This is a genomic window from Massilibacteroides vaginae (assembly GCF_900178525.1).
GTDB lineage: Bacteria > Bacteroidota > Bacteroidia > Bacteroidales > Tannerellaceae > Massilibacteroides > Massilibacteroides vaginae.
The window spans coordinates 1133172-1149179 of the sequence record NZ_FXDJ01000009.1; the positions used below are offsets into that span (position 1 = coordinate 1133172).

General features: G+C 39.3%; 13 protein-coding genes. 6 read left to right on the forward strand and 7 right to left on the reverse strand.

The features are described from left to right. Positions 1-56: 56 nt before the first annotated feature. The 7 genes from deoC to B9Y81_RS13170 form a co-directional block, all read right to left on the reverse strand. On the reverse strand, positions 57-926 hold the full coding sequence (gene deoC, locus B9Y81_RS13140) for a deoxyribose-phosphate aldolase (RefSeq protein WP_085537362.1): 870 nt from the start codon (positions 924-926) through the stop codon (positions 57-59). Then, positions 913-1257: a nucleotide pyrophosphohydrolase gene (locus B9Y81_RS13145; protein ID WP_085537363.1), complete on the reverse strand. Its 345-nt coding sequence runs from the start codon at positions 1255-1257 to the stop codon at positions 913-915. Before B9Y81_RS13145 ends, deoC begins: the two co-directional genes overlap by 14 nt. 1 nt (position 1258) lies before the next feature. Continuing rightward, positions 1259-1711, reverse strand: a complete 453-nt coding sequence (gene dtd, locus B9Y81_RS13150) for a D-aminoacyl-tRNA deacylase (protein ID WP_085537364.1) — start codon at positions 1709-1711, stop codon at positions 1259-1261. A 4-nt stretch (positions 1712-1715) separates the two neighbouring features. Beyond that, positions 1716-3563: an excinuclease ABC subunit UvrC gene (gene uvrC / locus B9Y81_RS13155; RefSeq protein WP_085537365.1), complete on the reverse strand. Its 1848-nt coding sequence runs from the start codon at positions 3561-3563 to the stop codon at positions 1716-1718. Positions 3564-3609: 46 nt separating this feature from the next. Next, entirely contained in the window at positions 3610-5487 is a 1878-nt protein-coding gene (mnmG, locus tag B9Y81_RS13160) for a tRNA uridine-5-carboxymethylaminomethyl(34) synthesis enzyme MnmG (RefSeq protein WP_085537366.1), read from the reverse strand. A 61-nt stretch (positions 5488-5548) separates the two neighbouring features. Then, positions 5549-5986, reverse strand: a complete 438-nt coding sequence (gene ybeY / locus B9Y81_RS13165) for an rRNA maturation RNase YbeY (protein ID WP_085537367.1) — start codon at positions 5984-5986, stop codon at positions 5549-5551. An 11-nt stretch (positions 5987-5997) separates the two neighbouring features. Further along, on the reverse strand, positions 5998-7227 hold the full coding sequence (locus B9Y81_RS13170; protein ID WP_085537368.1) for a nucleoside recognition domain-containing protein: 1230 nt from the start codon (positions 7225-7227) through the stop codon (positions 5998-6000). A gap of 99 nt (positions 7228-7326) precedes the next feature. On the opposite strand from B9Y81_RS13170, the gene B9Y81_RS13175 reads away from it, so the two are divergent. The 6 genes from B9Y81_RS13175 to B9Y81_RS13200 all read left to right on the forward strand — a co-directional run bounded on the left by B9Y81_RS13175 (position 7327) and on the right by B9Y81_RS13200 (position 16006). After that, the gene (locus tag B9Y81_RS13175) at positions 7327-8298 is read left to right on the forward strand and encodes an NAD(P)-dependent oxidoreductase (protein ID WP_085537369.1); all 972 of its coding nucleotides are present in this window, start codon (positions 7327-7329) and stop codon (positions 8296-8298) included. After that, on the forward strand, positions 8292-9050 hold the full coding sequence (locus tag B9Y81_RS13180; RefSeq protein WP_085537370.1) for a TIGR02757 family protein: 759 nt from the start codon (positions 8292-8294) through the stop codon (positions 9048-9050). Before B9Y81_RS13175 ends, B9Y81_RS13180 begins: the two co-directional genes overlap by 7 nt. Before the next feature lie 274 nt (positions 9051-9324). Then, positions 9325-9894 (forward strand): RNA polymerase sigma-70 factor, encoded by a 570-nt coding sequence (locus B9Y81_RS13185; RefSeq protein WP_085537371.1) that lies wholly within the window; start codon positions 9325-9327, stop codon positions 9892-9894. A gap of 63 nt (positions 9895-9957) precedes the next feature. After that, positions 9958-10932, forward strand: coding sequence for a FecR domain-containing protein (locus B9Y81_RS13190; RefSeq protein ID WP_085537372.1), 975 nt, complete (start codon positions 9958-9960; stop codon positions 10930-10932). Between the two features lie 221 nt (positions 10933-11153). Further along, positions 11154-14375, forward strand: coding sequence for a SusC/RagA family TonB-linked outer membrane protein (locus tag B9Y81_RS13195; RefSeq protein ID WP_085537373.1), 3222 nt, complete (start codon positions 11154-11156; stop codon positions 14373-14375). A gap of 11 nt (positions 14376-14386) precedes the next feature. Then, positions 14387-16006, forward strand: a complete 1620-nt coding sequence (locus B9Y81_RS13200) for a RagB/SusD family nutrient uptake outer membrane protein (protein ID WP_085537374.1) — start codon at positions 14387-14389, stop codon at positions 16004-16006. Positions 16007-16008 lie beyond the last annotated feature (2 nt).

Here is a 16008-nt window from a genome sequence, read left to right on the forward strand (position 1 = left end):
TTACAGGTGAGACCTACAATGACGCGCTTTTTATGTCGCAAAATACGTGTGTTTAATTACTCACCAAGTCGATGCTCGATATCACCAACTAAACTTGAGGCTCCTATACGGAAGAGATCTTTAGTTAGCCATTCTTCGCCTAAGATTTCTTTTACAATGGAGTAGTAAATAACCGCGTCTTCGGCTGATTTTACACCGCCTGATATTTTTAATCCTATCTTACGACCGCTTACCTCATGATATGTTTTGATGACATTACAGAGTGTATAGGCGGCTTCAGGTGTAGCACCCGGAAATCCTTTTCCGGTCGATGTTTTAACAAAATCAGCACCGGAATATATGGCGAGAATAGCCGCTTTTTGAATGAATTCGGCTTTCACTAACGCGCCTGTTTCCAATATAACTTTTAGTTTGGCATTCCGGCAGGCTTCTTTGATTTCTGATATCTCTTCGGCTATCTCCTGGTAATTATCCTCCATAAAATAACCTAAGTTTAAAACGACATCTATTTCGTCGGCTCCGTTCAAAACCGCCAGACTTGTTTCCGCTATCTTAACTTCAATATATGTTTGTGAAGACGGAAATCCGGCTGATACGGCAGCAATACTAACATCCTGTGCTGTCAATGCCTGCTTTACGGTTTCGACAAATAGGGGATAGGTGCAAATCGCAGCTACATTGGGAACATCGGGGCGTGATCCCTCATAGTTATTAACCTTTTCCACTAACTTCCAGATGCTTTCCCGTGTGTCTAAGCTGGTGAGAGATGTAAGGTCGATAAAGCCATGTATTTCCTTTAGAACATTAGCTGTCAGGTTGTTGCTTGCGTTCTTCTCTATTATCTTGTTTACTTCGTTGCTTATTTCCGCTTCTGTAGCAGGGGCCTTGAATTTGGCAAAAGCTTCCTGGTATTTATCCATTTCCATTTATTTTTGAATTGTTTTTATGTCTTTCCTTATCCCGGTTTGTTTTTTTTTCGAGATTTTTTTCGAATGCCGCGGTTAAATCTACTCCGGTTTGGTTGGCAAGGCAGAGGAGTACCCACAGTACATCAGCCATTTCGTCCGGAAGATTATAGGTTTTATCGCTTTCTTTAAACGATTGTTCTCCGTAGGTACGCGCCATTACCCGCGCCAGTTCTCCGACTTCTTCCGTTAGGATGGTCATATTCGTTAACTCATTGAAATAACGCACGCCATGAGTCTTTATCCACTGATCTACTTTGTTTTGCGCTTCCTTTATTGTTAATTCTGCCATATCATTCTTTGTTTTGTGAGTCTATGAAAATGGTAACCGGACCGTCGTTGAGTAGTTCTATTTTCATGTCTGCACCAAATTCACCGGTTTGCACCGTTTTGTCTAACTGTATGCTCATCTCGTCGCAAAAAGTTTGGTATATTGGTATGGCAATATCCGGTTTGGAGGCATAAATATAAGATGGTCTGTTGCCTTTCTTCGTTGAAGCATGGAGTGTAAATTGACTAACCACCATAATTTCTCCGCCTATATCCTTGACAGAACAATTCATCACCCCATTTTCATCGTCAAATATCCGTAAAGAGGCTATTTTCTTTGTCAGCCACTCTATATCCTGCTGAGAATCCCTGTCCTCGATCCCTAAAAGAACAAGCAGACCTTGCCCAATTTCAGATTTTACGGCTCCGTTTATCGTAACAGAGCAGTGTTGCACACGTTGAATCACTGTTCGCATATTGTTATTTGCTTAAACTTTCTATCAGTAGGCGGGCTTTTGCTTCACCTATTACCTTTGTTAGTTCGTCGATATTCGCTTCACGAATCCTTTTTACGCTCTTAAACGTTCGTAAAAGTACTGTTTTTGTTTTGTCTCCAATGCCTTTAATCGTGTCTAATTCTGAGGCCGTTTGCCTTTTGCTTCGCTTGTCTTTGTGAAACGTAATAGCGAATCGGTGTACTTCGTTCTGCATTTGCTCTAGCAAATGGAAGAGCGAACTTTTTTGTACGAGTCCGATTGGTTCCGGCGGAAATCCGAAAAGGAACTCAGATGTCCGGTGTTTTTTATCTTTGGCAAGTCCCGCAATAGGTATATTGATTTGTAGCGTGTCCTGAAGAACCTCACGTACAACTTCCATTTGTCCTTTACCACCGTCTGTAATAATCAGGTCGGGGAGGGGAGCTTTCTCTTCCAGCAGGCGTTTATAACGACGATAAACTACCTCTCGCATGGAGGCGTAATCGTCCGGTCCTTCAACCGTTTTAATATTATATTTACGATAGTCTTTTTTCGCTGGTTTTCCCATTTTAAAAACCACACAAGCCGCAACGGGATCACTACCCTGAATGTTCGAGTTGTCAAAGCATTCAATATGAATAGGCAGTTTGTCTAAATGCAGTTGTGTTTGAATTTCTTTTAGTAAACGAGTGCTTCTTTGCTCGGGGTTAAGCTTTTCGGCTTGCTTTAGTTTGTCTACTTTATATTGCTTTACGTTCATTACAGACAGGTCGAGAAGTTTCTTTTTATCACCTCTTTGGGGGATATTTATGGTTACTCCTTCCAGATTCATGTCCGGTTCAAAAGGAACAATGATCTCGCGCGCTGTGCTTTTGAAACGACTGCGCATCTCTATTATACCCATTGCGAGCAGTTCTTCTTTAGCCTCGTCCAATTTCTTTTTGTACTCGAAAGTATAGGCTTGAACAATGGCTCCATTGCCTATATGCATATAATTAATGAAGGCGGATTTCTCGTTTTCAGCAAAAGAAAAGACATCAATATTCGTTAGCATAGGAGTAACTACAGTAGATTTCGCACGGTAGTTTTCAATAACCTCATATTTCTCCTTAACCTTTTGAGCCTCTTCAAAGCGTAGTTCAGCCGCAAGAGCCTGCATCTCGTCGTATAAAATTTTACTAACAGTAGAAATATTACCTTTCAATATTTCCTTTATCTCGCCAATGTTCTTAAGGTATTCTTCGCTTGATTGTAAACCTTCGCACGGAGCTTTGCATCGTTTGATGTGATACTCAAGACATAGTTTGTATCTCCGTTGTGCAATAGTTTCGGGAGTAAGCGGTAGTTTGCATGTACGGATAGGATACAATTCTTTGATCATTTGAAGCATGATCTTGGCGGTATAAAGTGAAGGGTAGGGGCCATAATATTGTGATCCGTCTCTAACAATATTTCGTGTTTGGAAAATTCTGGGAAAATATTCATTCTTAACAACGATAGAGGGATATGTTTTATCGTCTTTTAATAAAACATTATAACGAGGCCTGTATTGTTTAATTAAGTTGTTCTCCAGAAGCAGTGCGTCTTCCTCCGTATCGACAACAAAATACTTGATGTCTCGGATCTGTTTAACGAGTACACGTGTTTTATTATTGTCGTGCTCTTTGTTGAAATAGGAGCTTACCCGCTTCTTTAAATTCTTAGCTTTGCCTACGTAAATTATTGTTCCTTTCTCGTCAAAATACTGATAGCAGCCAGGATTCTCCGGCAACACGGAAAGGATGGTTTGTATCCTTTCCTTAGTTGATAAGCTGCTAAGTTTTACTTCAGTATTTTTCTCTAACTTGTTCATCTCTTGTTTCTTTCGTGGAACATGTTTCACGTGGAACAATCCACGATTATCGGCCCAATAAAACTAACAGGATGTTTATGTCGCTCGGTGATATCCCCGGAATTCTACTTGCCTGAGCTATTGTTTCCGGATCAATCTTCGTGAGCTTCTGTCTGGCTTCAGTCGATAAAGATTGTATGTTGTTGTAATTAAACTTGTCTTTAATTCGGATATTTTCCAGTCTGTTTATTTTATCAGCGATGATCTGTTCGCGTTTGATATAGCCGCTGTATTTAATTAAAATTTCTGCTGCTTCAATGATTTCTTCCTTACGTGATGCCGGAACTTTTTCAAGCTCGACCTTTAGTGCCGGAACAAGCTCGGATAGATTTTGTAAGGTTAGCTGTGGGCGTAAGATTAAGTCTTTTAATTTACAGCCATGGGAGAGTGGGGTAGTCCCGATTTTTTCTAATCCCTCATTGATGTATTGCGCCTTGATTGAATAATTTTCGGCGAAAGAAATGATCGCATCGCGAAACGCTTTCTTTTCCGTCAGGAGATCATAACGATCTTTTTGGGCTAATCCTAAGTTATATCCTTTTTCTGTTAGGCGCATATCTGCATCGTCTTGTCTGAGTAGGATGCGATACTCTGCGCGTGAGGTAAACATTCTGTAAGGCTCGTCCACTCCTTTTGTTACTAAGTCGTCAATAAGCACTCCAATGTAAGCTTCATCTCTTCCTAAGATAAAGGGTGTGCCTCCATGGCAACTTTGATGTGCGTTTATGCCGGCTATTAATCCTTGTCCTCCTGCTTCTTCATATCCGGTAGTGCCGTTTATTTGTCCGGCAAAGAACAGGTTTCCTACTAACTTGGTCTCTAACGTGTGATGAAGCTGGGTAGGATCAAAGAAATCGTATTCGATCGCATAACCGGGACGATAAATATGCACGTCGCGAAAGGCCGGAATTTGTTGTAATGCGCGAAGCTGAGCTTGCAAAGGCAAAGACGATGAGAAACCATTCAAATAATACTCCTGCGTTGTCTCTCCCTCCGGCTCCAGAAAAAGTTGATGAGCTGTTTTGTCAGCAAACGTAACGATCTTTGTTTCTATACTTGGGCAATAACGAGGACCTATACTTTCTATTTGTCCGTTATATAAAGGTGAGTCTGGTAAACCTTCGCGAAGTATGTCATGACAAGCTTCGTTGGTGTAGGTAGTCCAGCAGCTAAGTTGTTTTAAGTTGTGAGCCGTATGATCTAAATAAGAGAATTTGTGAAAATCGTGTTCTCCCGGTTGTTCTCCCATCTCTTCAAAATGTACAGTCCTCCCATCTATGCGAACGGGCGTTCCCGTCTTCATACGATCTGCCCTAAACCCAAAATTGATCAGTTGTTCGGTCAGTCCTGTAGCTGTTGGTTCGGAAATGCGTCCGCCGCGTAGCTTTGTTTTCCCGATGTGGAGCAGTCCGTTTAGAAATGTTCCGTTAGTAAGTACAACGGATTTAGCAGCGAATTCAACATCCATAAATGTCTTTACGCCACAAACCCGACCCTCCTTAACAATCAACTCACGCACCATATCCTGCCAGATGTATAGATTTGGCAGATTTTCTAATATCCCTCTCCAGTACTCGCTGTACCGGTTTCTGTCGCTTTGAGCACGAGGACTCCACATCGCGGGTCCTTTGCTGCGGTTTAACATTCTGAATTGTATGGATGTTTTATCCGTTACAATTCCCATATAACCACCTAAAGCATCTATCTCGCGAACTATTTGTCCTTTCGCAATCCCGCCTACAGCCGGATTACAACTCATCTGGGCTATTTTGCCCATATCCATCGTGATAAGTAATGTTTTCGAGCCCATGTTGGCAGCAGCAGCAGCAGCTTCACAACCGGCATGACCGGCGCCAACAACAATTATATCATATTTAAAATCCATTTTTCCTTTATCCTGTTTCTATTAAGTCCTGAATGCTTGTCTTATATAACAATCGAACAGCTCATTTGGCTGTGAGAATTTCCGGAGGAAGCATAGCCAACGCCTTGTTTTCGTTTGCTTCCATGATCTCTCTTTCTCCCGGACCTTTGTCGTTTATGCCGCATAAATGCAGAATGCCGTGGATGATTGTGCGATGCAGTTCTTCCACATAAGGCGTATTAAACTTCTCGGCGTTTGTGCGGACAGTGTCTAAGCTTATGAATAAATCTCCCGAAATAACATTGCCGGCGGTGTAATCAAACGTAATAATATCGGTGTAATAATCGTGCTGAAGATACTGGCGGTTTACTTCCAATATCTTTTCGTCCGAACAAAAAATGTAGCTGATATCTCCTGCCCGTTTACCATAAGTTTCTGCAACGGATTTTATCCACGAACTAATCGTTCGTTTCTTTATGTCGGGCGATTTAATGTCTTCCGCAAAATATGAAATGGCCATACTGATTGTTTTTAAAAGAATATATAAGTTACGGCGATCGCGGCAATTGCACCTGCCAGATCTGCCAATAATGAAGCCTGAACCGTATATCTGGTGTTTCGTATGTTTACACTTCCAAAATAAAGCGCCACAACATAAAACGTCGTGTCTGTAGTTCCCTGTGCGATGGAAGCAAGCCGGCCAACAAAAGAATCCGCACCATACGTTTGCATCGCATCGATCATCATACCGCGCGCACCACCCCCGCTAAGCGGCTTCATGAAAATAGTAGGAAGTCCTCCTACAAACTGTGTGTCTATTCCTAAACCCGCTACCGCAAGATGTATTCCTTCAATCAGAAAATCCATTGCGCCGGAAGCACGGAAAACGCCAATCCCAACTAAGATCGCCACCAAATAAGGTATGATTGTTATTGCCGTTTGGAAACCCTCTTTTGCCCCTTCAATAAAGGTGTCATATACATTCAGCTTCTTTCTTATTCCGCTAATGAGAAAACCGCAAATGATGGTAAACAACAATGCATTCGCGAAAACAGTTGAATATAGAGATACCTTATCTTCTTCTAACGAATTGAACAGCCAGCCTAATCCTCCTACAAATAAAATAATACCACCAAACAGAAGCAGTAAACTCTTTTGAAAAACATTTATCTTTTGTTTTAGACAAATTACAAACACCGCTACCAACGTTGAACTTAGCGTGGCCAACAAAATGGGGAGGAATATATCCGAAGGATTAGCCGCGCCCATTTGTGCCCGATACATCATTACCGTTATTGGGATGATGGTAAGTCCTGATGCGTTGATACACAGAAACATAATCATTGAGTTGCTTGCTGTGTCCTTCTTCGGATTCAACTCCTGCAATTGCTGCATAGCCTTCAAGCCCATGGGAGTAGCCGCATTGTCTAATCCGAGTAGATTGGCGGAGAAATTCATGAAGATTGATCCAGTAACCGGGTGATTGTGAGGCAAATCCGGAAATAGTTTACTGAAAATAGGCGAAGCGGCACGTGCGAATGACTGTATCAATCCGCCCTTTTCTCCTATTTTCATAATGCCGAGCCAAAGCGTCAACACGCCTGTAAGCCCGAGAGAGATCTCAAAACCGGTTTTAGCCGAATCGAAAGTAGCATTAATAATATCCGTAAATACAGTTGTATCTCCGGCAATTAATAATTTCCCCAATGCAACTACAAAGGCGATAAGAAAAAACGCGATCCAGATGTAGTTCAATACCATAATCAATCTTCTTTAACGCACAAAAGTAGTAATTCTTCTTTGCTTTAAGGAGGTGTTTCTGTATTTTTGGCTTCAGATAACAAATTTAGATAGAGCGAGATGACGAAAATTTTAGTGACTTATGACATGTTTCGGGAAGGTTTTAATGAGTTGGTTGAAAAATACGATGTGACTTTCCCCGATGAAAAGGGATTTTCTTATGAACAAGTGTTAGAAATGATCCCGGAATATGATGTGCTATGCTCCATGTTTGATTTTCCGGTAAATAAAGAACTGATGGACCGGGCGGAAAAACTAAAATTAGTAGCAAACTATGCCGTAGGCTATGATAACATTGATATACCCTATGCTATAGAAAAGGGTATAACCGTAGCGAATACGCCCGATCAGGTAACGGCGCCGACGGCAAACCTTGCTTTAGCCCTGATGTTGGATGCCGCCAGACGAGTAACCGAATGCGACCGCCGACTGAGAATTGAAGGAAAAAACATGAAAATTGGCGTACTCGAAAATCTTGGTGTAGGCGTTACGGGACAAACCTTAGGAATAGTTGGTATGGGGCGCATTGGTCAGGCATTGGCAAAAAGAGCAAACGCTTGCGGAATGGAAGTGCTTTATCATAATAGGCGTCAGCTTGATCTGGAAGCCGAAACCCGGTTTAAAGTGGAATATGTTTCATTTGAAGAGCTGTTGGAGCGCTCCGACTTTGTGTCGTTAAATGCGCCTTACACAAAAGAAACCTACCATTTAATCGGAGAAAATGAGTTGCGCAAAATGAAATCAACCGCGGTACTGATCAATACCGCTCGTGGTCCGCTGATTGACGAGTATGCATTAATTAAAGCCTTGAAAGAAGGAACAATAAGAGCAGCCGGACTCGATGTTTTTGAGTTTGGAGACTATCCGTCGCCCGAACTGCTTGACTTAGATAACGTAGTAATTACCCCACACATAGGAACGCAAACCATGCAAACACGTATAGAAATGGCAAAAGCAGTATGCGATAATGTGATTGGATTTTTTGAAGATGACCGCCCCGTAAAACGGGTTACTCCGCTTATAAAATGGTAGATGCTATAACCCGAGAAAAACTGATTCGGTGGGCTGCGAAATACAATTGCAAGGAATTTATTCCCCATGATCCGATTCGATTTCCCCACCGTTTCACCGAAAAAAAAGACCGGGAGATATCCGGATTTATTACCGCCTGGATATCTTATGGTAGACGGCCGTTGATCTTGAAAAAAGCAGAAGAACTCCATTCCCTATTCGGAGCAAGTCCCTATCAATGGATTATGCAAGACAAAGCAACACGAATGAGCAGTTGTGAAGCCTTGCGCAAACAAAATACGAACAAAAGAGATACCTGTTACCGGTTCTATACTTTTGCCGATTTCTTCGATTTAACCGATCGTTTACATGCAATCTATCAACAATACGAATCACTCGAAGATGCACTTGCGGCAACAACAGGAAACAATATCATTCAAAGAATGCAATCCCTATTTGCAGACATAAAAGGAATACCCTCAAAAGCTTCCACCTCAGCATGCAAACGCCTGGCGATGTACCTGCGCTGGATGATCAGGAACGATGGAGTCGTTGATTTCGGGATCTGGTCCACCCATTTCTCCCCAAACGATCTGATTATCCCATTAGACACGCATGTATTTCGTGTCTCTCACGAACTAAAACTAATTACGCATAAAACAGCCAGCATGACAGCCGCAATTGAATTGACCGAGGCAATGAAACAAATTTTTCCCTTCGACCCCTGCCTTGCCGATTTTTCCTTGTTCGGCTACGGCATCGACGCCGTGTAATTTTTAAGTTAAAATCACCCCAATAATTAGTTAAAATCCCCTGTTTTTCACCTCGAAAAATAAGCCATGAAAATCAACGTAAAATACACCCCAAAAAACATAAAGGTTATTTTCTGAAACATAAAGGTTATTTTCGAAAAAATAAAGGATATGTTTTAAAAGATAAAGGATGTTTTTTTATCCGTATAATTTGTGTGTGAAAATTGTTGTGTTTTCCCAGGGAACTATATTGTGTTCAAAATTTTATATCTAAGTTTGGGAAACTATTGAATATATGATTGTGAAAAACCGACAAAGTCATAATAATAAGGAATTCGAACAAATATATCTCCAATATTATGCCCGTATGAAACGATTTGCCAGAGAGTACGTTGTATCTGAAGAAGATGCGGAGAACATTCTTCAAGATGTATTTCTCGAGTTTTGGGAAAAAAGAGAAACTTTGTTGGCTTACACTAATCTTATCGCTTTTCTATTTACCGCAATCAAAAACAGATGTATAAACCTGCTAAAAAGAAAAATGCTTGAACAAGAGATTTCGAATCATTTGCAGGAAGAGTATGTTAGAACTCTACAAATTAATTTAGAATCGCTGGAGTTCATGAATGTTGAACTTTTTCAGAGTAATAATATTAAAAAACGAATTGACGATGCTATTAATTCATTACCTCCTAAATGTAGACAAATATTTGTAATGAGTAAAATTGAAGGAAAAAAGCAAAAAGATATTGCTGCGGAATTAAACATCTCTGTTCACGCGATTGAAACACAAATGGGAATAGCGTATAAGAAGTTAAGAGAGAAATTGAAAGGATTTTATCCTCTAATTCTGATTCTTTTTTAGAAATAGTTGTTTTTTTTTTGGCGGATTTTTCTTAGCTGTTTGTTTACTATATAAAACGGCAGAATGGAAAATCAGTTACATCAATATTTTCAAGGTGAACTCAAACAAGAAGAACGTTTACGTTTACTACGTGCTATAGAATCAAACAAAGAACTAAAGCAGGAGTTTATTGAACTGAAAAATCTGCAAACCTTGGCATCTTATGCCTATAACGAAGAAAAAGATCATTTGGAGTCAGGCAAAAGCTATCATTTATTCATTCGCAGACTTAAACATAAACGCTTGCTTAATTTGGTAGCAAAAGCAGCCAGCATTGCTGCCGCAGTAATTGTTTTGGTTACTGTTACTTACCTCTACACAATAAACCAAGTTCAGAACTTACAAGATGAGCAGTTACTGTCATTGCATGTTCCCGCAGGACAAAGACTTAAATTTACCCTTCAAGACGGAACATCTGTCTGGCTGAACTCACGTTCTACACTTTATTATCCGGCATCTTTTACAAAAGATAAAAGACGTGTCGCTGTAGAAGGAGAAGCCCTGTTTAATGTTACGCATGACGCAGAACGTCCTTTTATTGTCTCTGCCGAAGGTATAGATATGAAAGTGTTAGGAACAACATTCAATGTATTTAGTTACCCTGAAACAGAAATATTCAGAACTAGTCTTCTGGAAGGAAGTTTGATGGTCTATCCTGAAAACGACGAATCGGGAAGTGTTGTTTTAAAACCAAGCGAACAAGTAACCGTTGAAAAAGGAAAAATGAAAGTAGAACGCATTCCGGATACCGGCTACTTCCTTTGGACAGAAGGAATATACAGTTTTTATAATGAATCACTTGCAAACATATTGAAAAAACTTGAGCTCTATTTTGATATAGAAATCATAGTAAAAGACCCCACTATTTACACTTGGGAATATACCGGTAAGTTCCGCCAACGGGATGGAATAGACGAAATATTACGCATTATTAATAAAATACATAAATTTAAAATAGAAAAAGACGAAGGAAACAATCGGATCATACTAAGTCGCTAAAATATAATTGTTTAACTTTTAAATAAATACATGCCTATGAACTATCACCACTGTTAAAAAGCATAACGGCAGATGCTGGAACAACTGCCGTTAATAGCAAATACAAAATACTGTCTAAGATTTTTTAGTATTCACTTAATCTCAGCAAAGATATGAAAATAAAAACTTTGTTAACAACCTTTATTGTGCAATCTCGAAACAAGAGTAAAATTGTAAAAATTATGAAACTATCTCTGCTTTTGTTGTTTACCTGTGTAATTCAGCTTTTAGCTGTTAATACAAAAGCTCAAAAAACAACTATTCAGTTCAATGCAACTACCATCTCCGTTGGTCAGTTATTAAAAGAGATAGAAGCACAAACAGATTATCTTATCGTTTTTCGTAACAGAGAAGTAAATACCGAGCGAATTCTCCAAATAAAAGAAAAAACAGGAGAAATTGCGTCATTCTTAAGTTTGGCTTTCGACAAAGCCGGAATAGGCTATGAATTTGAAAATAAGTATATCATACTATCAAGAAAAGAACACGATGCCAACCCGGTAATTACGCAAACGAATAAAAAAACAATCACAGGAACTATCGTTGATCAGAAGAATGAACCTGTTATTGGAGCAAATGTTATTGTAAAAGGAACCACTAATGGAACTGTTACCGATATGGATGGTAAATTCAGGCTGGATGTTGAATCCCAGAATGTTTTACACATTTCATTCATCGGGTATCTTACACAAGAAGTTCAGGTAGGAAATAATACCGTATTCTCTATCCTACTCCGCGAAGATTTGCAAGCTTTGGAAGAAGTTGTTGTTGTTGGTTATGGAACCCAAAGGAAAGGGGAGGTCGCAAGTGCTATTACTACGGTAAAATCTGAGAATTTTGTTAAAGCTCCGGCTCCTGATGCCGCGCAAATGATTCGAGGCCAAGTGCCGGGATTAGCCATAGTTTCACCCGGTGGAGATCCGACATCGACTTCTCAACTATTACTACGTGGGGTTACTACTCTAAAAGCAAGCGCGAGTCCTTTAATTATCATAGACGGAGTACCCGGTGCTTTAAATACAATTTCTCCTGAAGAAATAGAACAGATTGATGTATTAAAAGATGGTTCTGCAGCTGCTATTTATGGTACACGCGGTACAAATGGTGTAATTATTATTACAACCAAAAGTGTGAAAGGAGATGTACCTACTACCTTGGAAGTTAACAGCTATATTTCAACTCAACAAATAGCCCGAAAATTGCCATTTATGACTTATAATGAATATATGGATAAGGTTAAATTAGGCAAACCCGGCGCTCAAGACAATGGTGGAAATGTTAATTGGTTAGATGAGGTTACCCGAACTCCTTTCTCACAAGTTTATAATGTAAGTCTAAGGGGAGGTAGTAAAACGACAAATTATACTGCCAGTTTCGAATATAGAGGATTGGAAGGGATTATTAAAAGATCGGATAATCAAATGATTTATCCGCGTATTGAGGTAAATCATCGAATGTTCGATAATAAGTTAAAGATTAATGCAAACTTAAGTGGTTACGAACAAACTTACCGAACAGGTGGAGATGGTAGTAGTTTTAATAGCGGTGTATACAGGAATGCATTAAACTTTAGTCCGGCAGATCCAGCCAAAGATGCTGATGGAAATTGGTACCAAAGTCCATCTAAGACAGATTACTCTAACCCCTTGGCTATGCTATATGAAGCTGATGGTAAAAGTCAGGCAACAAACTTACGTATGTCAGCCTCAATAACATATTCGCCTATTGAAGGATTGGATATCAAATATATGGCAGCAAGAAATATCTACAACCGAGTGCAGGGATATTATGAAACGAAAAAACATCTTTCTACGGTAAAAGATAATAAAAACGGATTTGCCTCTCGAGGAACAAACCGATCAGTAGACGAACTTTATGAACTGACAGCACAATACAATAAAACAATTGCAAATGATCATTCAATTACTCTTTTAGGAGGGTATAGCTGGCAGGCGAATAATTATCAGAATTATTGGATGCAAAACTGGGATTTTCCATCTGATGATTATTCATATAATAATATGAGTTCCGGACAAGCACTGCGTGATGGTAGAGCTAATGTAAGTTCGTATCAAAGTGATAATAAGCTTATTGGGTATTTTGGGAGATTGAATTACAGCTACAAAGGTAGATATATGTTGTCGGCCAGTATCCGTTATGAAGGCTCTACAAAGTTTGGAGCAGATCATAAATGGGGAACTTTTCCGGGAATATCCGGTGCTTGGAATATAAAAGGAGAAGAATTTATGGAGGATCAACACCTCTTTACAATATTAAAAATAAGAGCTGGCTTCGGAATTACCGGTACTGTTCCTGATGATCCGTACATGTCATTAACTACGGTTAGTTTTGGAGATTATATTTATTATAATGGTGACTGGATAAAATCTATCAAACCAGCAAGTAACTCTAATCCGGATTTACGCTGGGAAAAGAAGGAAGAAATTAACGCAGGTTTAGATGTTGGATTTTTTAATGATAGATTAACCGGAAGTATTGACTATTATTTTAGAAAGACAAATGATTTATTATGGAATTATGATGTACCGTCACCTCCGTATATCTACTCAAATATGAATGCGAATGGTGGATCTATCGAAAACAAGGGAGTTGAAATTTCGTTAAGGGCTATACCTTTTGAAACTAAAGAGTTTCAGTGGATAACGGATCTGAATTTTTCTACAAATACAAATAAAGTATTGGCTCTGTCTAATGATAAATTTATTTCTAGTGGCTATTCAGATGAAGGGGGTACCGGAGAGCCTATTCAGCAAAGTACGCATCGTTTACAAGAAGGTGAGCCAATGGGGAATTTCTATGGTTTTAAGAGCATTGATATTGATGAAAACGGACACTGGATCATAGAAGGTGCAGACGGTAAGCCGAAACCGATTTCAGAGCAACAGCCTACAGATAAAAAGATTTTAGGAAATGGTCTTCCAAAACATTATTTGAATTGGAATAACTCAATAAGCTATAAAAACTTCGATTTGGGAATAACTATGCGTGGAGCTTTTGGATTCCAGATATTGAATATGCCGGAATTGCAATATGCCGCTCCTGTAATGCTTTCTCGTGGTAATGTGATGCAAAAAGCTTTTGAAAATGTTTATGGAAAGCGCCCATTAGCAGATAATCAGGAATTACAGTATGTGAGCTATTATATTGAAGACGGAGACTACTGGAAGATTGATAATGTTACTTTAGGGTATACTTTTAACTTTAACAATAAATGGATTCAGCGTTTTCGTGTTTATGGAACAATTGGTAATGTGGCTACTATTACAGGATATGGAGGCGTAGATCCGGAAGTAAATATTTTGGGACGAGCTCCCGGATGTGATGACAAAAACAGGTATCCTGCAGTACGTACTTATACATTCGGACTTTCGTTTAAATTCTAAAATTAATAAATATGAAGACATATCTGAAATATATAATTACCGTTGTATTATCCGGCATTATAATTAGCTGCGATAATAATCTGGACGAAAAAGTGTATTCATCTGTTACGCAACAGAGTTATAAATACACCACAGAAGATTTTCATCCGGCCATTGCGAATATTTACGCTTATTTACGTTCATCATTAGATCATTGGGGCTTTTTCACCGGACAAGAGGTGACCGGTAATGCCATTGTTTTGGCACCCAATGCATCAGGTTGGGATGATGGGGGAGTTTATCGTCGTATGCATTATCACACATGGAATTCAGAGCAAACACATGTAAGTAATATGTGGAATCAATTCTATAGAGGAATACTTATCTGTAATAATGTATTAGATCAGATTGAACGTGATGTGATTCCTGCAGCATCTACTGAGGAAAAAGAAGCCGGGCTTGCTGAAATTAGAGCAATGCGCGCTTATTATTATTGGATGATTTGCGATAATTTCGGAGATGCCCCTCTTGTTGTGAAGAAGACTGATGAATTACCCTTTAAAAGTAGTCGCAAAGAAATTTATGAATTTGTGGTGAAAGAGTTGATCGAAGTAATCCCTAAACTAAATGAAGAACAGGGAGGTAAAATGTATGGACGCATGAGTAAATGGGCTGCTAAAACAACATTGGCCAATGTTTATTTGAATGCTGAAGTTTATGTTGGAGAAGCACGCTGGAATGAATGTATTGAACAGTGTAATGATATAATCAATAGCAATAAGTGTGCTTTGTCAGATAATTACAACGCTTCATTTCGTGCTACAGGGGTAGAGTCATCAAAAGAAGTAATCTTTTCTGTTCCTTTTGACCGGGAATATGGAGGAGGAAACTCCATTCACATGTATTCCTGGCATGGTGAATTGAAAAAGAAGTTTTTAACAGAAGCAACCCCTTGGGGAAGTGGCGCAGCAATTGGACTTACTCAATTTATTGACACCTACGATGATGATGACAGCCGTTTACAGGATACTTGGCTGATGGGACCTCAATATGCAGCTGATGGAATACAATTGAAAGGGACATACGATAAAAAAGGAGAGCCATTTGTCTATACAAAAGATGTTCCTAATGCCAACTATACTTCAGAAATGGAAGGATATAGGATGAACAAGTTTGAGGTTATTGCCGGAAGTACAAATAATAGCACAACAGATCTTCCGGTTTTCCGCTATGCTCAGGTGTTAATGATGAAGGCAGAATGTTTATTGAGAACAGGACAAAGCGGAGCGGGTGAATTGGTAAGCAAAGTGCGTAAAAGAGCATTCAAAGATTATCCTGATAAGGCAATTGTTACAGATGAGCAGTTAAAAGCGAATTCAATATATAAATACGGCTATGTAGAAAATTATAAAATTACAGATCCTGGAAATCAGGATCCAATTCAGTTTGGTCGTATGTTGGATGAATTAGGATGGGAGTTTGTTTGGGAACTTCAGTCTCGTCGAAACCTGATACGTTTTGGTGTATTTGCAAAGAAAAGTTGGCTTTCACATAAACCACAAGGGGATTACCGAACCGTTTTTCCTATTCCGGAAAAAGTGTTGACCTCTAACCCCAATCTGGAACAGAATCCAAATTATTTAAGTAAATAGAA